15 protein-coding genes are annotated in these 18,821 nt (G+C 65.4%); 6 read left to right on the plus strand and 9 right to left on the minus strand.

Annotated features, from left to right (window positions below):
* Positions 1 to 98: 98 nt before the first annotated feature.
* On the plus strand, positions 99 to 974 hold the full coding sequence (locus tag AC0J5K_RS09375; protein ID WP_274564220.1) for a D-2-hydroxyacid dehydrogenase: 876 nt from the start codon (positions 99 to 101) through the stop codon (positions 972 to 974).
* An 848-nt stretch (positions 975 to 1,822) separates the two neighbouring features.
* Here AC0J5K_RS09375 and AC0J5K_RS09380 read toward each other — a convergent pair.
* Genes AC0J5K_RS09380 through AC0J5K_RS09390 form a run of 3 tightly spaced genes read right to left on the minus strand, consistent with a single transcriptional unit; the run spans position 1,823 to position 5,174 of the window.
* Positions 1,823 to 2,140: a hypothetical protein gene (locus tag AC0J5K_RS09380; RefSeq protein WP_274564218.1), complete on the minus strand. Its 318-nt coding sequence runs from the start codon at positions 2,138 to 2,140 to the stop codon at positions 1,823 to 1,825.
* The gene (gene ctaD, locus AC0J5K_RS09385; protein WP_274564216.1) at positions 2,137 to 4,581 is read right to left on the minus strand and encodes a cytochrome c oxidase subunit I; all 2,445 of its coding nucleotides are present in this window, start codon (positions 4,579 to 4,581) and stop codon (positions 2,137 to 2,139) included. Before ctaD ends, AC0J5K_RS09380 begins: the two co-directional genes overlap by 4 nt.
* Entirely contained in the window at positions 4,578 to 5,174 is a 597-nt protein-coding gene (locus tag AC0J5K_RS09390; RefSeq protein WP_274564244.1) for a cytochrome c oxidase subunit II, read from the minus strand. Before AC0J5K_RS09390 ends, ctaD begins: the two co-directional genes overlap by 4 nt.
* Positions 5,175 to 5,252: 78 nt before the next feature.
* Between AC0J5K_RS09390 and AC0J5K_RS09395 the strand changes: the two genes are divergently transcribed.
* Positions 5,253 to 5,771 (plus strand): DUF2231 domain-containing protein, encoded by a 519-nt coding sequence (locus tag AC0J5K_RS09395; protein WP_048531443.1) that lies wholly within the window; start codon positions 5,253 to 5,255, stop codon positions 5,769 to 5,771.
* Here the strand turns inward: AC0J5K_RS09395 and AC0J5K_RS09400 are convergent.
* Both AC0J5K_RS09400 and AC0J5K_RS09405 read right to left on the minus strand, forming a co-directional pair.
* The gene (locus tag AC0J5K_RS09400) at positions 5,738 to 6,250 is read right to left on the minus strand and encodes a CopD family protein (protein WP_048531441.1); all 513 of its coding nucleotides are present in this window, start codon (positions 6,248 to 6,250) and stop codon (positions 5,738 to 5,740) included. The genes AC0J5K_RS09395 and AC0J5K_RS09400 overlap by 34 nt on opposite strands.
* Entirely contained in the window at positions 6,247 to 6,960 is a 714-nt protein-coding gene (locus AC0J5K_RS09405) for a cytochrome c oxidase assembly protein (RefSeq protein WP_274564212.1), read from the minus strand. The genes AC0J5K_RS09400 and AC0J5K_RS09405 overlap by 4 nt, the downstream gene beginning before the upstream one ends.
* Positions 6,961 to 7,345: 385 nt before the next feature.
* Between AC0J5K_RS09405 and AC0J5K_RS09410 the strand changes: the two genes are divergently transcribed.
* The 3 genes from AC0J5K_RS09410 to typA all read left to right on the plus strand — a co-directional run bounded on the left by AC0J5K_RS09410 (position 7,346) and on the right by typA (position 11,208).
* On the plus strand, positions 7,346 to 8,893 hold the full coding sequence (locus AC0J5K_RS09410) for a trimethylamine methyltransferase family protein (RefSeq protein ID WP_074835504.1): 1,548 nt from the start codon (positions 7,346 to 7,348) through the stop codon (positions 8,891 to 8,893).
* Between the two features lie 102 nt (positions 8,894 to 8,995).
* Complete coding sequence (locus AC0J5K_RS09415) at positions 8,996 to 9,328, plus strand: DMT family transporter (RefSeq protein ID WP_048531435.1); 333 nt, start codon at positions 8,996 to 8,998, stop codon at positions 9,326 to 9,328.
* A 62-nt stretch (positions 9,329 to 9,390) separates the two neighbouring features.
* Positions 9,391 to 11,208, plus strand: a complete 1,818-nt coding sequence (gene typA, locus AC0J5K_RS09420; protein WP_048531433.1) for a translational GTPase TypA — start codon at positions 9,391 to 9,393, stop codon at positions 11,206 to 11,208.
* 196 nt (positions 11,209 to 11,404) lie between these two features.
* On the opposite strand, the gene AC0J5K_RS09425 is transcribed toward typA, so the two are convergent.
* The 3 genes from AC0J5K_RS09425 to recA form a co-directional block, all read right to left on the minus strand.
* The gene (locus AC0J5K_RS09425; RefSeq protein ID WP_048531431.1) at positions 11,405 to 11,689 is read right to left on the minus strand and encodes a DUF1330 domain-containing protein; all 285 of its coding nucleotides are present in this window, start codon (positions 11,687 to 11,689) and stop codon (positions 11,405 to 11,407) included.
* Position 11,690: 1 nt separating this feature from the next.
* Positions 11,691 to 14,351, minus strand: a complete 2,661-nt coding sequence (gene alaS / locus AC0J5K_RS09430; RefSeq protein WP_274564208.1) for an alanine--tRNA ligase — start codon at positions 14,349 to 14,351, stop codon at positions 11,691 to 11,693.
* A 173-nt stretch (positions 14,352 to 14,524) separates the two neighbouring features.
* Positions 14,525 to 15,601 (minus strand): recombinase RecA, encoded by a 1,077-nt coding sequence (recA, locus tag AC0J5K_RS09435; protein WP_074835501.1) that lies wholly within the window; start codon positions 15,599 to 15,601, stop codon positions 14,525 to 14,527.
* A gap of 214 nt (positions 15,602 to 15,815) precedes the next feature.
* On the opposite strand from recA, the gene AC0J5K_RS09440 reads away from it, so the two are divergent.
* Positions 15,816 to 16,409, plus strand: a complete 594-nt coding sequence (locus AC0J5K_RS09440) for a gamma-glutamyl kinase (RefSeq protein ID WP_274564206.1) — start codon at positions 15,816 to 15,818, stop codon at positions 16,407 to 16,409.
* Positions 16,410 to 16,474: 65 nt separating this feature from the next.
* Here AC0J5K_RS09440 and AC0J5K_RS09445 read toward each other — a convergent pair whose 3' ends face one another.
* Positions 16,475 to 18,712 carry an ATP-binding protein gene (locus AC0J5K_RS09445; RefSeq protein WP_423135783.1) on the minus strand — a complete coding sequence of 746 codons (2,238 nt, stop codon included), beginning with the start codon at positions 18,710 to 18,712 and terminating at the stop codon, positions 16,475 to 16,477.
* Positions 18,713 to 18,821: the final 109 nt, after the last annotated feature.

Raw genomic sequence — 18,821 nt, forward strand, 5'->3', positions numbered from 1 at the left:
GCAGGGACAGATCGTAACGAACGTCCGTTACACAGGTGAGCTTTGGGATCGTCTGATGTCCGCTTGTGCCCCCTCCGAGGTGCTGCGCGTGGCGCCGGATGATCTCGAAGGACTGCGCGGGTCTCGAAACCGCCGAGGTCGCCATCCTGCAGAATCTGCTGCCAGCCGACGAGTTGCATGGCCCGAACCTGCGGTGGGTTCACCTCACCCATGCCGGCATAGACCGTGTTGCCCGCCCGGCAGTGCTTGAAAGAGGTCTCCGGGTATCGGGGTCTGCCGGCTATTCGGTCGAGACACTGGCGGAGCATGCGCTTTTCTTCATGCTGTCGCTGGCCTACCGCGCGGCCGACCTGCTCGATGCGCAACGGCGCGCCAGCTGGGAGAAAGCCGGCCGCGAGCGCCTTCGTTCGCTCTACGGTCATACCGTTGGCATTGTCGGGCTCGGCCATATCGGACAGGCACTTGCGAAACGCTGCGCCGCCATGGGGATGCGCGTGATCGGATACCGGCGCAGCGCTTCGGCGCCGGTGCCCCACGTGGACCATGTCTATTCCGCCCAGGACGAGAACGCTCTCGACGCTTTGCTGGCCGCCTCCGATTACGTCGTTCTGGCATTGCCTTTGACCAATGCAAGCCGCAACCTGATGAACGCCCGAACGCTGGGACTGATGAAACGCAGCGCGTATCTCATCAACATCGCCCGAGGCGACGTGGTCGACGAACCGGCGTTGATCGCCGCCTTGAAAGATGGCCAGATCGCAGGTGCCGGCCTGGATGTCTTCTGTCAGGAACCATTGCCCTCCGACAGCCCGTTCTGGACGTTGAAAAACGTCCTCATCACTCCGCATACGTCACCTCAGGAACCGAATCGGGACAAACGAGCCGTTGATCTGATTCGGGAAAACGTCTCCAGATACCGAACCGGCCAGGTACTCATTAATGAGATGACCCGGGCAGATCTCTTCACACCATGAGTGCCGTTGAAAGCGCGTACTATCGCATGACTATCGGCGGTTTTCAGAGAGATGGTTGTCGGGGATTGAGAAGGCGGCGTAGTGCCTTGGGAGATGGACGTTGCCTGCTGGCGCGGCAGGTCGTTCGTCAACACTAGCTGCGTTGCTTTGGCGCGGAAATCTTCGGTAAGTCGTGTTGCCGCCTGAGTTCTCCTGCGCGGCACGATACGTGGTCATAGGAGCGGCACAATCCCGCGACAATTCCAACCCACCGGGTCACCGGCGCTGGCCCGATGATGCGAAGTCTCGCGCTGTGGCGAATACCTTGGTGTTTTCAAGCATGCCGCTTGATCTTCGCGGCGCCTTCCAAAGTCTGCTATTCCAGTCGTGGCCTTGCAATGCTGCAACCGCAGCGAACGTCCGCAAACCCGAAGATTATCCAGACCTTCTCGAACGCAGCAAGCACCGGTACTTACCTGAAACAAAGGGCATCTGACCCGTTTTCCCAACGTCAATCTCGCAACCTCAGGGTATGTCTGGTCACCACCTTTTCCTACAAAATCAAATTCGTCCGCAGCACGTAAAAAGGAGATGTCGCGGTTGTCGCAAGTCGCAGCGTCTGGTTACGTTGACCTTGCTTTGGGATGCCCTCGGCGCCTCCTAGAAACCCGCATGGAATCCCGCATATCGGATTGGATGAGAGGTTTGGCATTCGATTCCAGCAGATTGATAATACTGATTTTTTCTAGAAACCTGATGTCGACTTGACTCCCTGTCTTTCCGCCATTTACTTCCTGATAGTGCACACTTATCCCGATAGTTCCCCGGCCTGGCCGCGCGTCATTCGATGCCACGCGGGCGACTGGCGCTCACAGGCAATGAGACACCGCAACCACCGGGATCAGCGTCCAGAGCGTGGAGACCAGCGCCACCACGCCCAATCCCAGGCTGATGTGCCGGATCACAGCGTTGCTTTCGGGCCAGACCGAGGCCCGCAGGGCCAGGATCAGCGCGACTTGCAGCAGGATCGCCAGCGCGGCGGCGGCAATCAGCAGGCCGCGTCCGGGCAGATCGACACCGGCCAGCGCCCATCGGCTCGAACACAGCAGACCGTGCAGCCCGTAGATCGCCGAAAAGCTGGCCAGCCAGAGCGTCAGCGGCAGGGCGATGCGCAGAAGACTGCTCATGTCAGCGCCCCCGGCAGCCCCACCGCCGCCGCGATCACCAGTGAGGTCAGCGCCGTGTAGCGGCTCCAGAGGTGCGACACGCGCTCGGCGCCCCGGGTGGTGGCGGCGGAATGCCCGGCCCGCCGGCGGGCGGCGACCACGGCGATCATCAGCAGACAGACGGCATGATGCAGCAACCCGTATCCCACCAGCACCCAGACCGTGGCGTCATAGGCATGGGCCGAAGGGTCCGGCACCAGGAACAGGGCCGCAATGCCGGCGGCGCTCAGCAAGAGACTGCCCACCGCCGCGACCCAGTGCCCCGCTCGCGGCCCGGCAAGCGCCAGGCCGGCGCCGAGCGCCACCAGAAGGAGCAGCGCCGGCCCCGGTTCGGCATAGGCCGGCGGCGGCCAGTTCGGCGCCACGGTCCAGAGGAAGGCATAGCCAAAGAGCAGCGCGCCGAAAAACGTGCCATCGGCCAGCAAGAGAAACAGCGACCCCCACCAGCCCGGCGGATCCGCCGCCTCGGCGGCAGTGGCCAGCGACAGCCCGCGCCCGACCGGCAAACGGCCTTCGGGCCGGCGACGTCCGAGGCTCCAGACCCAGATCAGCGCGCAGGTGATGACCCCCACGGCCGAGATCGGCACCAGCCAATAGGTCTTGAGCAGCATGCCGAGAAAGAACAGCCCGGTGATCGCCGCCATCCAGATCGGCAGGAGGGTGTTGCCCGGAAAGACGACGATATGGCGCGGTTCGGCGCTGGCGACGTCGATCGCCAGCGTCTCGCGGCGGTTGCGGGCGGGATCGCCCAGATAGCCTTCGCCGCGCGCCAGTTGGGCCGGCAGATCGGGCGTGTCATACAGCGGATCGCGTGAGCTCACCTGCGGCAGGCTGGCGAAATTATAGGCCGCCGAAGGGGTCGGCATGGCCCATTCCAGCGTGCCCGCCCCCCAAGGATCGCGCGAGCCGCGGATCGCCACTATGGCGTTGACCACCACGTCGACCAGCACGAGCGCAAAGCCGATCGCCATGACAAAGCCGCTGACCGAGGCGATCAGGTTGATCAGCTCCCAGCCCTGCCCCGGCTCGAAACTGTCGATCCGCCGCCGCATGCCCAGCAGCCCGGCCCAGTGCAACAGCAGAAAGGTGCCGTGAAAGCCCGTGAAGACCAGCCAGAAGGCCGTGGTGCCCAGCTTGAAATAGGTTCGCCGGCCGGTGAAATGCGGCATCCAGTAATAAATCGCGGCGAGCATCGGAAAGACAAAGCCGCCAACCAGCACGTAATGCAGATGGGCGACGATGAAATAGGTGTCATGCGCCTGCCAGTCGAAGGGCACGATGGCCACCATCACCCCGGTCAGCCCGCCGATCACGAAGGTGGCGAAAAACGCCAGCAGCCAGAGCATCGGCAGATGCAGCCGCGGGCTGCCGGTGGCGAGCGTGCCAATCCAGGCAAAGATCTGCACCGCCGTCGGAACCGCCACCAGCGTCGAGGCGGCGGAAAAGAACGCCAGCCCCATATGCGGAATGCCGGTGGTGAACATGTGATGCACCCAGAGCCCGAAGCTCAGAACCGCCAGCGAGACCGCCGCCGCCACGATCCAGCCGTAGCCCATCAACCTGGTGCGCGCCATGACCGGCAGAATGGTCGAGATCGCCCCGGCCGCCGGCAGAAAGATGATATAGACTTCCGGGTGGCCGAAGAGCCAGAACAGATGCTGCCAGAGCAGCGCATCGCCGCCCGCCGCCACCTGAAAGAACGGCATTCCGAAGGCGCGTTCCAGCTCGAGCAGGATCGAGCCGAGGATCAGCGGCGGAAAGCCGGTCAGGATCATCACCGCCGTCACCAGCGCATACCAGGCAAAGATCGGCATCTGCGACAGCCTCATCCCCGGCGCCCGATAGCGCAGCACGGTGACGGTGATCTCGACCGCCGCCGAGATCGCCGAGATCTCGACGAAGGTGATGCCGATCAGCCAGAAATCCGGGTTGATCCCCGGCGCCCCCAGGGTCGAGGACAGCGGTGGATACATGAACCAGCCGCTGTCGGGCGCGATGCCCGCCAGCAGCGCAAAAATCATCATCGCGCCACCGAAGACATAGCACCAGAAGCCGTAGGCGGTGAGCCGCGGAAACGCCAGGTCACGGGTGCCCAGAAGCTTGGGCAAGAGATAGACGGCGAGCCCCTCGAAAAACGGGATCGCGAAGAGGAACATCATGATCGTCCCGTGCATGGTGAAGATCTGGTTGTAATGCTCCGGTCCGAGAAAGGCCGAGCGCGGCGTTGCCAGCTGCGCCCGGATCAGCATCGCCAGAATGCCGCCGACCACGAAAAAAAACGCCGCTGTGGCAAGGAACATGCGGCCAAGATCGGTGTGGTTGACGGTGGTGAACCAACCTTTCCAGCCGGGATCGGAAGCCCAGATGCGCGTCAGGGCACGGTGGCGGCGCAGCGCGTTCATGGTGTTTCTCCTGTCAGAAAGGCCTGCCAGCCTTGGGCGTCATGGGCGATCACCTCGAACCTATGCGCACGATAGCCCGGCCCGCTGAACTCGGCGCTCACGCCGGCGTAGCGGCCCGGCGCAAAGGCCTCGATCCGCAGCGTGTTGACATGGCCCGGCACCGCGTCGAGCTTGCCGGCCAGCCTGGGCACCCAGAAGGAATGCACCACATCCACCGTGGTGATCGCCACATCAACCGGCCGGCCCGCCGGGATGTGCAGGATGCCCTGCGTCTCGCGCCCCGGCGCATCGTCATAGCCGAAACGCCAGGCCCATTGCCGCGCCTCGGCGGTCACCGAGACGACGTCGGGCGCGGCGCGCGGCAGCAACCGCTCGCCCACCACCAGCCCATAGGCCAGAAGCGCCGCCAGCACCGTCAGCGGAAAGGCCAGCCCCAGCCCGATCACGTAGCGGCGCACATTGGCGGGGCCGGCCGGACGGCGCCAGGCCCAGGCAAACAGCCCGGCCACGAACAGGAAGATCAGCGTTGCGCCGATCAGCAGAACCCACCACAAGGTGGCAATCACCGCGGCCGCCGGCCCGGCCGGATGCACCGTGGACAAGGAATTTTCGCAACCAGACAGCGCCAGCAGCGTTGTCCCGGCAGTTCCCCATCGCAAGAGGACATGCGCATGCCGAAAAAAACCGCCGAAGACAACGTCGACCAGCTGCTCGATCCGATCGCCCAGACGCCGGGCTATGACGACACCGAAACCAATGTCGGCATCTGGGGCCATCCGATCCACGCGATGAGCGTGGCCTTTCCGGTGGCCCTCACCTTCTGCACCTTCGGCGCTGACGCGCTGTACTGGTGGTCGGGCGAGCTGTTCTGGGCACGCGCCGCTGTCTGGGCCGCCGGCACCGCCTTTCTGTTCGGCCTGGCCGCCGGGGCGACCGGCACCGCCGAATTGCTGCTGGTGCCCGGCATCCGCGCCCGTGCCCCGGCCTGGACGCATTTCGTCATCGCGGTGATGCTGCTGTCGCTGCTGGGGCTGAACTGGGGATATCGGATGCAGGGCTACGAGGCGGCGATCCTGCCCTATGGCATCCTGCTGTCGGGGGTCAACGTGCTGGTGGTGATGGTCACGGGCTGGCATGGCGGGAAACTCGTCTTCGATTATCGTCTGGGCACATCGAAAGGCAGCGGCTGACCGCGCGGCTCGGTCAGCCAGGCGGGCATCGGTATCTCGCCCAGCTCGGGCTTGGCCAGAACCAGCGTCAGGATGACCACGATCAGGGCCACCAGTACCACCGTCGCCCCGACCAGCCGCTTGGGTGTCTTGGGCACGCCGCGGGTTTCGGCCACGGCTACGACGGCATAGCCGACCCAGACGTGAAACCCGACCAGCAGCGCCACCGCCACCAGCTTGGCAAACATCCAGGTGACAAAGACCTCGCGCAGGAAGATCAGCAGCGTGCCCGAGGCAATGGCGATCACCGCCGCCGGGGTGACGCAGAGCGTATAGGCGAAATGCGTCGCCTGCCGCATCCGGGTGTAATCGCTCTGGCCGACGGCCGGATCGTGCCGCGCCAGCATCAGCGGCAGCGCAAAGAGCCCGGCGCACCAGAGCAGCAGCATCGCCAGATGCAGCGCCTTGAGATGCGGGATCACCCCGACCAGCCAGCTCATGCGGCGCCCTGCCCGGCCGTGGCGCGCCAGCTCTGCCGCCCGGCCAGCGCGATCATCGCCAGATAGGGCAGCATCGCCGGCACCCACATGATCAGCCCGCCAAGCTGCTGATCGGCCAACGGCGTCAGCCCCCAGTCGAGCGGCGCCAGCGCATGGGCGGCATAAAGCGGCTCGGGCGCAAAGGTCAGCAGCGCGCCGAGCGCGCCCATCTGCATCAGCCCGGCCAGCGACCAGAGCACCGCCGCGATGCCGCCGCGGCTGCCCAGCACCGCGCGCCAGAACCAGACCGCAGAGCCGAGGAGCGACAGCTGCATCGCCCAATAGACCGCCATGTCGGCCAGCGCGAGGTCGTAGGCCGCCGGCTGATGCCAGCCCCAGAGCACGGCGGTCGAGATCAGAAAGGCCAGCCCGGCCGGCATCGCGCGGGCCCGCGGCAGGGCCGCGGCCAAAAGCGGCGCGGCGACGGCCACTAGCAGCACGTGATGCACCACCCGCGCCGAAAACAGCGCCACCGAAACCACACAGAGCGGCGAGACGAAGGCCAGCACCAGCACCATGACCCCGGCCAACCCCGCCGGGCTGCGCCGCAGGGCGAAGCCGAGGATCAGCAGAGCGGCCAGCAGCAGCGGATCGAGATTCCAGGCGGACAGGGCCTGCGCCGGCAGGGGCGCGGCGCCGCAATAGCTTCCCGGTAGAATATCCACAGACATCAACACGTTTGCTCCGGTTCGGGCCAGATCCTGCCGCGCGCATCGCAGAGGCTTCGGGGCATGGGGCAGGGTTTCGGGGGGTCCTGGTCGCTTGCCGCTCAGAAACTATTGCGGAAAGCGGATCGGTCAACAACCGCGCCGGCGGTTCGTTGCCTTCGCGCTCCCGCTCCGCGTTCCGAAAGCGACGCGATGTCGCAAACGAGCCAGACCGCAGGCGCGACTCAGGCAAAGCTCGGGTCACTTGGCGGGAGCGCGCGGATGACTGGCAGGGTTTGCCTACATATCATCACTTGCAGGACCATCGGCGCAGGCCGGGGTCGTGCCGCGCGCGGCAGGCCGGGCCGGGTCTGAGACCTGACCCCTTCCCTTTCCGCCGGAGCCAGAGATGAACGACCAGACACACCCGAAATCCGCCCGCATGGGCGGTCGCGCCGCGCGCCGTGCGGCCCGTGCCGCCAAGCTCGCCGACCACCTGCGCCCGATCCGCCCCGGCCTGACCGGCGGCGCCTTTCGCCCGCTGACCGAAGCGCAGATGCGCCGCATCCACACCGCCGCGTTGGAGCTGCTCGAAACCGTCGGCCTGGCCGATGCGCCGGCCAGCGGCATTGCCGCGCTGACCGCCGCCGGCGCCGAGCTGGGCGCCGACGGCAGGCTGCGCTTTCCACCGGCGCTGATCGAGGAGACCATCGCCGGCGCCAATCGCGAGATCACCCTCTGCGGCCGCGATCCGGCGCATGACCTGCACCTCGGCGGCAGCCGTGTGCATTACGGCACCGCCGGCGCCGCGGTGCACATGGTCGACGTCGACGGCCGCAGCTATCGCGACAGCACCTTGCAGGATCTGCACGATGCCGCACGGATCGCCGACAGGCTGGACAATATCCACTTTGTCCAGCGGCCGATGGTGCCCCGCGATATCCCCGATCCTTTCGAGATGGACATCAACACCGTCTATGCCTGTGTCAGCGGCACCCGCAAACACATCGGCACCTCCTTTACCGAGGGGGCCTTTGTCGGCCCGGCGCTGGAGATGCTGCACCTGGTGGCCGGCGGCGAGGAGGCCTGGCGGGCCCGGCCCTTCGTGTCGAACACCAATTGCTTTGTGGTGCCGCCGATGAAATTCGCCACCGAAAGCTGCCTGGTGATGGAGGAATGCATCCGCGGCGGCATGCCGGTGCTGCTGCTCTCGGCCGGTCAGGCCGGCGCCACCGCCCCGGCCTCGATCGCCGGCGCCATCGTGCAGGCCACGGCGGAATGCCTGGCCGGGCTGGTCTATGTCAACGCCATCCGGCCGGGCCATCCGGCGATCTTCGGCACCTGGCCCTTTGTCAGCGATCTTCGCACCGGCGCGATGTCGGGCGGCTCGGGCGAGCAGGCGCTGCTGACCGCCGGATGCGCACAGATGCATGGCTTCTACGACCTGCCGGGCGGCGCCGCAGCGGGGATCGCAGATGCCAAGCTGCCCGACATGCAGGCCGGCTGGGAGCAGATGTGCTCGAATGTCATGGCCGGGCTGTCGGGGCTCAACATGGTCTACGAAGCGGCGGGGATGCATGCCTCGCTTCTGGGGTTCTGCCACGAGAGCCTGATCCTCGGCGACGACCTGATCGGTCAGGCGCTGCGCTGCGTGCGCGGTATCGAGGTCACCGACGAGAATATCTCGGTCGAGGTGATCCGCGAGGTCTGTCTCGAAGGACCGGGACACTACCTGGGCACCGATCAGACCCTGGGGCTGATGCAGACTGATTACGTCTATCCGACGCTGGGCGACCGGTCCTCGCCCAAGGAATGGGAGGAGCTGGGCCGGCCGGACCTGCTGGCCCGCGCGACGGCGCGCAAGGAGATGATCCTGGCGGATCGGGCCCCGGCGCGGTTGTCGGCCGAGATCGACCGGGAGATCCGGCGGCGCTTGCCGATCCGCTTGCCGACCTAGCGCTTTTGTGAGACGTCGGACCGGGGCTCTGCCCCGGACCCCGCGGTATTTTCAAACAGAAGAAGCAGGGGTGCGTCACAAGTTTCGAGGGGAGTTCCGTCCATGCCCGCCTATCTGGCCCTTGTCCTCGCCGTCGCGGCGGAAACCGTCGGCACCTCGGCGCTTCAGGCCAGCCAGCAGTTCTCGCGCTTCTGGCCCTCGGTGCTGGTGGTGGTGGCCTATGCGCTGGCGTTCTATCTGCTGGCGCTGACGCTGAGGACCATTCCGGTCGGCGTGGCCTATGCGCTCTGGTCCGGGCTGGGCATCGTCTTTATCGCGGTGATCGGCACGCTGGTGTTTCACCAGAAACTCGATCTGCCGGCGATCCTCGGGATGGCGATGATCATCGCCGGGATTGCCGTGATCCAGCTGTTTTCCGGCGCTGCGACACATTAGGTCTGGCATTTCGGGGCGCGCGGCGATAGGTGGCGCGCAACTCCGACATAAAGGTATCCCCGATGGACCTTCGCAATATCGCGATTATCGCGCACGTTGACCATGGCAAGACGACTCTCGTTGACGAGCTTCTGAAACAATCCGGCGCCTTCCGGGCCAACCAGGCGGTGGAAGAACGCGCCATGGACAGCAACGATCTGGAGCGCGAGCGCGGCATCACGATCTTTGCCAAGCCGACTTCGGTCGAATGGAAGACGCATCGGATCAACATCGTCGACACCCCGGGCCACGCCGATTTCGGCGGCGAGGTCGAGCGCATCCTGTCGATGGTCGACGGTGTTGTCCTGCTGGTCGATGCCGCCGAAGGCCCGATGCCGCAGACCAAGTTCGTGACCTCCAAGGCGCTGGCCCTGGGGCTGCGTCCGATCGTGGTGCTCAACAAGGTCGACAAGCCCGACGCCGAGCCCGACCGGGCGCTGGACGAGTGTTTCGACCTCTTCGCCTCGCTCGATGCCAACGACGACCAGCTGGATTTCCCGCATATGTACGCCTCGGGCCGCAACGGCTGGGCCGATCACGAGCTGGACGGGCCGCGCAAGGACCTGACCGCGCTGTTCGACCTGATCGTCAACCACGTGCCGGCGCCGAAGCAGATCAAGAAGCAGGACGACGATTTCCGCATGCTGGCCACCACCCTGGGCGCCGATCCCTTTGTCGGCCGCATCCTGACCGGCCGGGTGGAGAGCGGCAAGCTCAAGGTCGGCGCCACGGTGCAGGCGCTGAGCCGCATCGGCCAGAAGATCGAACAGTTCCGCGTCACCAAGATCCAGGCCTTCCGCGGACTGGCGCAGCAGGACATCGAAGAGGCCCAGGCCGGCGACATCGTTTCGATCGCCGGCATGTCCAAGGCCACCGTGGCCGACACCATCTGTGCGCTGGCGGTGGACGAGCCGCTCGACGCCCAGCCGATCGACCCGCCGACCATCACCGTGACCTTCGGCATCAACGACAGCCCGCTGGCGGGCCGCGACGGCAAGAAGGTGCAGAGCCGCGTCATCCGCGAGCGGCTGATGAAGGAAGCCGAGAGCAATGTCGCGATCAAGATCGCCGACACGCCGGGCGGCGAGGCCTTCGAGGTGTCGGGCCGGGGCGAATTGCAGATGGGCGTTCTGATCGAAAACATGCGCCGCGAAGGCTTCGAGCTGTCGATCTCGCGGCCGCAGGTGATCATGAAGGAGGTCGACGGCAAGGTGATGGAGCCGGTCGAAGAGGCCACCATCGATGTCGATGACGAATATTCCGGCGCGGTGATCGAAAAGCTGACCGGCACCCGCAAGGGCGAACTGGCCGAGATGCGCCCCGCCGGCGCCGGCAAGACCCGGATCATCGCCCATGTCCCCTCGCGCGGGCTGATCGGCTATCACGGCGAATTCCTGACCGACACCCGCGGCACCGGCGTGCTCAACCGGGTGTTCCACGGCTGGACCGAACACAAGGGCCCGATCCCGGGCCGCCGCGCCGGGGTGCTGATCTCGATGGAGAACGGCGAGGCGGTGGCCTATGCGCTGTGGAACCTCGAGGATCGCGGCAAGATGTTCATCGGCGCCCAGGCCAAGGTCTATCAGGGCATGATCATCGGCGAGCATTCGCGCGAGAACGACCTCGAAGTGAACCCGCTCAAGGGCAAGAAGCTGACCAACGTGCGGGCCTCGGGCACCGACGAAGCGGTGCGACTGACCACCCCGGTGACGCTGTCGCTGGAAGAGGCGATTGCCTATATCAACGACGACGAGCTGGTCGAAGTGACGCCGTCCTCGGTGCGGCTGCGCAAACGCTTCCTCGATCCGCATGAGCGCAAGCGGATGGCGAAGGCGGGGTGAGCCCCAGTCTCTCGTGACAAGACAAAGGCCGGGCATGAAGCCCGGCCTTTTGCGTAGGGTGGGTTTGCGACCCACCGGCGCGCGACGGCAGTCGTGAAAAAACCCGGGGCGCACGGCCCCGGGTTTTCGTTGGTCTCAACCTGCTGGCTGGGGCGGTGGGTTAGAAACCCACACTACACAGCTTCAGAAACCCAGCCTACACACCCTCGACGATGATCAGATCGCGTTCCGAAGCGCCCTTGGCATGGCTCAGGGCCTCCTGGTAGGCCTCGGAATGGTAACACTCGTGTGCCGCCTGAAGCGAGGGGAACCGGGCCACCACGTGGCGGGCGCGGTCCGTGCCTTCGAGCGTCTCATGCGCGCCACCGCGGGCCAGGAACTCGCCGCCATGGGCGGCAATCGGCGCCCCGGCGAGCTTGGCATACCGGCCATAGGCCTCTTCGTCGGTCACATGCACATGGGCGATCCAATATGCGCTCATCTTATCCTCCCAGCACGGCTTTGGCCGCGTCGATTGCCTTGGTTGCATTCCCTGCGTCGGCACCGCCACCCTGCGCCATGTCGGGCCGGCCGCCGCCGCCCTTGCCGCCGAGTTCCGCCACCGCCGCGCGCACCAGATCCACCGCCGAGACCTTGTCGGTCAGATCCCGTGTGACACCGGCCGCGACCGCCGCCTTGCCGCCGGTGTCGGCGATCAGCAGGATCGCCGCCGAGCCCAGCTTTTCCTTTTGCGCGTCGATCAGCGGCGGCAGATCCTTGCCCGTCACCCCCGAAAGCACCTGCGCCACGAACGGCACGCCACCGACCTCTTCGGTCGCCGCCTCGGGGCCCGCGGCGCCACCCGACATCGCCAGTTCGCGCCGAAGGCTTGCGACCTCGGCCTGAAGCGCCTTGCGCTCGTCCAGCAGCGCCCGCACCCGCTCGGGCACCTCGCCGGGCTGGGTCTTGAGCTGGCCGGCGGCCTCGGAAAGCCGTGCGCCCTGGGCCTTGAGGTGATCCAGCGCCGCCTCGCCGGTCAGCGCCTCGATCCGGCGCACGCCGGCAGAAGACGCGCTGTCGCTCAGGCAGACAAAGGCGCCGATATCGCCGGTCTGGCGCACATGGGTGCCGCCGCAGAGCTCGATCGAATAGGTTGCCTTGTCGCTGCCCTTGCCCGAGCCCGGCTTGCGGCCCATCGACACGACGCGCACCTCGTCCCCGTATTTCTCGCCAAAGAGCGCCTGGGCACCGAGGCCGCGGGCGTCATCGGGCGTCATGATCCGGGTTTCGACCGGCGCATTCTGCCGAATGAAGGCATTGACCTCGCGGTCGATCCGGGCCAGCTCCTCGGCCGAGAGCGCCTTGGTGTGGCTGAAGTCGAACCGCAGGCGGTCGTCGGCATTGAGCGAGCCGCGCTGCGCCACGTGATCGCCAAGCGCCTCGCGCAGCGCCTCGTGCAGCAGGTGGGTCGCCGAGTGATTGGCGCGGATCGCCGTGCGCCGGGCATTGTCGACCTTGAGTTCGAGCGCGTCGCCGGTGGACAGCGCGCCTTCCTGCGGCGTCACCCGATGGGCGAAAAGCCCGCCGGCCATCTTGCGGGTGTCACGGATCGTGCCCTTGCCCCCGGATTTCAGATACAGCCCGCTGTCGCCGACCTGGCCGCCGGATTCGGCATAAAACGGCGTCTGGTTGACCACCAGCCAGCCCTCTTCACCGGCTTCGAGCTGCCCGACCTCGGCACCGTCCTTGACCAGCGCCAGTACCTGGCCTTCGGCCTCTTCGGTATCGTAGCCGAGGAAATCGGTGGCGGCATGCTTGTCGGCGATGTCGAACCAGATCTCGGCATCCTTTGTCTCGCCCGAGCCGGCCCAGGCGGCGCGCGCCTTGGCCTTCTGTTCGGCCATAGCGGCGTCAAAGCCCGAGGTGTCGACCTCGCGGCCCTTTTCACGCAGCGCATCCTGTGTCAGGTCGAGCGGGAAGCCATAGGTGTCATAAAGCTTGAAAGCCGTCTCGCCCGGAAGCCGCGCATCCTCGGGCAGGTCCGAGAGCTCGTCATCGAGCAGCTTCAGCCCGCGGTCCAGCGTCGCCTTGAAGCGGGTCTCTTCCAGCCGCAGGGTCTCTTCGATCAGCGCCTGCGCCTGGCCGAGTTCGGGGTACGCCGCCCCCATCTGCCGCACCAGCGCCGGCACCAGACGGTGCATCATCGGATCCTTGGCGCCCAGCAGATGCGCATGCCGCATGGCCCGGCGCATGATCCGGCGCAGCACATAGCCACGGCCCTCGTTCGAGGGCATGACGCCATCGGCCAGCAGGAAGGAGGTCGAGCGCAGGTGATCGGCGATCACCCGGTGATGCACATTGCCCGGCCCGTCGGGATCGGTCGACGAGACATCCGCGCTGGCCTCGATCAGGCTGCGCATCAGATCGGTGTCGTAATTGTCGTGTTTGCCCTGCAACAGCGCGCCGATCCGCTCCAGCCCCATGCCGGTGTCGATCGACTGCGTGTCGAGCGGCACCATCGAGCCATCCTCGAACTGCTCGTTCTGCATGAAGACGATGTTCCAAATCTCGATGAACCGGTCGCCGTCCTCTTCCGGGCTGCCCGGAGGTCCACCCCAGATATGTTCGCCGTGATCGTAGAAGATCTCGGTGCAGGGGCCGCAGGGGCCGGTCGGACCCATCTGCCAGAAGTTGTCGGAGGTGGCGATGCGGATGATCCTGTCTTCCGGCACGCCGACCTTTTTCCAGATCTCGAAGGCCTCGTCATCGGTGTGATAGACCGTGGCCAGCAGCCGGGTCGGATCGATGCCGAAATCGCGGGTGATCAGCTCCCAGGCATAGGGGATCGCCTCGGTCTTGAAATAGTCACCGAAGCTGAAATTTCCCAGCATTTCAAAGAAGGTATGGTGCCGCGCGGTATAGCCGACATTGTCCAGGTCATTGTGCTTGCCACCGGCGCGCACGCATTTCTGGCTGGTGGTCGCACGCTTGTAGTCGCGGGTCTCGACGCCAGTAAAGAGGTTCTTGAACTGCACCATGCCCGAGTTGACGAACATCAGCGTCGGGTCATTGCGCGGCACAAGCGGGCTCGAGGGCACGACCTCATGGCCGTTCTTGGCAAAGAAATCGAGGAAGGTGGAGCGGATGTCGTTCAGCGTGGCCATAGGTCATCTTCTTCTCAAGGTCGGCGAAGGTGTATCGCCCCGCCCCGGCACTGTCCATAACCGGTTGGGCCGAAACCGGGCCTGACGCAAACCGGGCCTGACGCAAAACGAGGCGCAGCCCGCGCTGCGCCCCGTTCCGGGTTGTCTTGATCCCGCCGGCGGGACCGGCGGCCTCAGGCCTCCATCACGTCTTCGTCGTCCTTGTCCTCGGGCGGCATGTCGAATTCGAGCCCGTGGGCGGCGCGGATCTTGTCTTCGATCTCCAGCGCCATGCGCTTGTTCTCGCGCAGGAAGGTCTTGGCATTCTCGCGCCCCTGCCCGATCCGCTCGTCGCCATACGAGAACCAGGCGCCGGATTTGTCGACCACGCCGGCCTTGACCCCGAGATCGAGCAATTCGCCCATCTTCGAGATGCCCTCGCCGTACATGATGTCGAATTCCACCTGCTTGAACGGCGGCGCGACCTTGTTCTTGACCACCTTGACGCGGGTGGCGTTGCCGACCACCTCGTCGCGGTCCTTGATCGCGCCGATGCGGCGGATATCGAGACGCACCGAGCTGTAGAACTTGAGCGCGTTGCCGCCGGTCGTGGTTTCGGGGCTGCCGAACATCACGCCGATCTTCATGCGGATCTGGTTGATGAAGATCACCATGCAGTTCGAGCGCGCGATCGACCCGGTGAGCTTGCGCATCGCCTGGCTCATCAGCCGGGCATGCACGCCGACCGAACTGTCGCCCATATCGCCCTCAAGCTCGCTCTTGGGGGTCAGCGCGGCAACCGAATCGACGATCACCATGTTGACCGCGCCGGAACGCACCAGGGTATCGGTAATCTCGAGCGCCTGTTCGCCGGTGTCGGGCTGCGAGATCAGCAGCTCGTCGAGATCGACGCCGAGCTTGCGGGCATATTGCGGGTCGAGCGCGTGTTCGGCATCGACAAAGGCACAGACGCCGCCCTTTTTCTGCTCTTCCGCCACGCAATGCAGGGTCAGCGTGGTCTTGCCCGAGGATTCGGGGCCGTAGATCTCGATGATCCGGCCTTTCGGCAAGCCGCCGATGCCAAGCGCGATATCGAGCCCGAGCGAACCGGTCGAGGTGGCCTCGATATCCGGCAACTGGTTCTCGCCGCCGAGTTTCATGATCGACCCCTTGCCGAACTGGCGTTCGATCTGGGCCAGGGCGCTGTCGAGCGCCTTTTGCTTGTCGGGGTTGTTCTTTTTGCTCATCGAGAGAAGATCTGCCGTTGCCATGCGTTTCGGGCCCTTATTTCACACCGCCTCGGAAGCGGCAATGCTGCCAAATGTTCTTGCCTTGTTCCTAGATGCGACCAAAACGAGAACATTTCAAGAGAATTTTGCTCGACCCCACTGTTTCGCAGAATCCTTAAAGAGTGGTTTACGCCGCAGAACCGCCCGCCTATGCTGCCCGAAATCCCTGATCCGCCACCTGAAGAGGTTCACCCAAGTGCTTGTGTTCTGGAAAGAAAACCTGGCGTTTCTGGCGGTACCCAAGACCGGAACCTCGGCCTATGAAAAGGCGCTTGCGCCACGCGCGGACATGGCGATCCTCAATCCGCCGGATCTGAAACATGCCCCGGTATATCGTTACAACCGGTTTTTTCGGCCGATGTTCGAAAAGATGGGCGCGCCCGACATGGAAACTCTTGCGGTGATGCGCGAACCGGTTTCCTGGCTCTCGAGCTGGTATCGCTATCGGCAACGGCCGTTCATGACGGGCAAGGCAAATTCCACCGAAAACCTGAGTTTCGACGAATTCGTCGAGGGGTATTGCAAGGGCGCGCGTCCCGGTTTTGCCAATGTCGGCAGCCAGGCGAAATTCCTCGAACCGCGGCCGAACGGCACCCGGATCACCCATCTGTATCGCTACGAAGATCAGGCGCGACTTATCGGCTTTCTCGAAGACCGGCTCTCGGTCACGCTCGATCTGCCGCGGGAGAATGTCTCGCCGCGCCTGGAGGTGACGCTGTCGCCGCGGGTCGAGGCCAAGCTGCGGCGCAAATGCGCGGCCGAATTTGCACTTTACGAGTCGATCGGCTGAACCCGGCCCGCCATGTCCGGTCACAACGCCTGGACCTTCCCGGAAATCCGGGAAATACCGGGATGTCAATGCAATTGCCGCTGGACCGTGTCGGTCAGCTCGACCAGTGAAAACGGCTTTGGCAGGAAGGTGGAATTGGGGATGGCCGCCTGGTCGTCGTGGAAGCTTTCCTGGGCGTATCCGGAGACAAAGACAACCTTGACCTCGGGGCGATCCTCCAGTGCCTGGCGCACCCAGCTTGGCCCGTCGAGCCCCGGCATCACCACATCGGTCACAAAGACGTTCACCTTGATTTCGGGGTCGCGCAGCAGATCGAGCGCTTCCTCGGCCGAGGCCGCCTCGAGCACCTTGAAGCCGCGCATCCGCAGCGCCCGGCTGGCAAAGGCGCGCACCGGCGCCTCGTCTTCGACCAGCAGGATCACCGCGTCGTGGCCGGTGCCGCCGGCGCCAGTGTCCTCCAGGGCCAGGCTTGCGGCATCGGTGGCCGGTTTCTCGCTGTGGACCGGGAACAGAAGCGAAAAGCAGCTGCCCTTGCCGACCACCGAATCGACAAAGATGAAGCCGCCGGTCTGTTTGACGATGCCGTAGACCGTGGACAGGCCCAGCCCGGTGCCCTCACCGGTGCGCTTGGTGGTGTAAAACGGCTCGAACACCTTTTGCAGCATGTCCGGCGCGATGCCGACCCCCTGGTCCTGCACCTTGACCAGCACGTAATCGCCGGGCGGCACCGACGCCCGGTCGCGTTTCAGCGGGGCGTCCAGGGTCAGCCCCTCGGTGGTGATGCGAATCTCGCCGCCCTCGGGCATGGCATCGCGGGCGTTCACCACCAGGTTCATCAGCACCTGCTCGAGTTGCCGCTTGTCGGCCCGGATGGTGCGCAACACCGGGTCGTGGTCCAGCGCCAGCGCCACCCGCTCGCCCACCAGACGGTTGAGCAGATGGGTCAGATCGGCCAGCGTGTCGCGCAGGTCGAGCACCTCGGGGCAGAGCGTCTGCTTGCGGGAAAACGCCAGCAGCTGGCCCACCAGCGCGGCGGCGCGATTGGCATTCTGGTTGATCTGCACCAGGTCGCCGTAGTTCGGATCGCCCTGATCGTGGCGCAGAAGCAGCAGGTCGCAATGGCCGGAAATCGCGGTCAGCAGGTTGTTGAAATCATGCGCCACGCCGCCGGCGAGCTGGCCGATGGCCTGCATCTTCTGGCTCTGCACGAATTGCGCCTCGAGCGTTTTGAGCTCGGTGGCGTCGTTCAGCACAGCGATGATCGACGGTTCGCCATCCTCGAACACGCGGTTGAGCACGACCTGCACGAAAACCTCGCGGTCGCGGCGCGAAATGCGCAGGAATTCCGATTGCTTCTGGCCCCGCCCGGCAGCGGCATCGCGCAACCAGTCGGTCACCGGCCGGCCCAGTCCCTCCATCAGATCGGAGAGCTTCTTGCCGGTGACCTCTTCGGCGTTGAGCAGTTTGAGCGCCTCGTGATTGGCCCGCGTCACCACACCCATCTGCGACACTTTCATCAAGGGCACGCTGAGGTGGTCGAAGCTGGTGCTGCTTTCATTTTCGGCCGGCGGCGGCAGAAAGAACAGCTCGCGCCGCCCGCCGTTGAGCGCCACCTCGCTGACCAGCCGCGCCACCGGCCCGGTGGCGGTATCGAGCGAGATCACCTTGCCGTTTTCCAGCGGATCGCTGCTCAGCCGGTCGAGCGAAGAAACCCGCTTGCCGATCAGTTTGCGGGCGACGGCGTTCATGAACAGGATCGTGCCGCCGCGCCCGACCGTCAGCCGCGGCAGCAGCCCGGTTTCGGCCTGTTCGGTGGCCGTCGCGCGGTTTTCCTCGATCCGCCAGAGCCGCAACCCGCCACCGATGTCATGCACCGAAAGCGCCACCTGCCCGCTTCGCGTGCTGACCGTATCGCTCGCCACCCCTTGGGCCTCGGTCCGTTTCTGTAACCGATAGACAACGCTGGCCGGATTGGCCATCAGCCCGCGCAAGAGCGCCACGACGCTGCCGCCTTCGCCGGTTTCCTGCTTCGACGATACATCGGCATCGCGAAACCGGCTGCGGCCGGCGGGGTTGATGTGGTGAATGTCGCCCTCGGCATCGGCCACCACCGAAACCGCCGGATCACCGGCGAGAAAATGCGACACCCGCAACAAGACCCGCAATTGCCCCCGTCTGTGCAGCAACTGGCGGGCATGCAGCGCCAGCGCCGACACGAAAATGCCGACCCCGAGCGCCAGTGTGCCAAGCGCCGGAACGCCGGCGGGCAGAAAGCCGGACCAGAGAATCAGAACGACCGACACGCCGACCAGATACAGCGGCCGGCGGCCCCCCGGCCGGGGGGGCGTCGCGTCGGGCGGTTCAGCGCTGATCGTGTCTGCCAACTCGGCTCTCCAGGCTCGTCGCGTTTCA

It is taken from the genome of Marinovum sp. E3 (assembly GCF_055755275.1).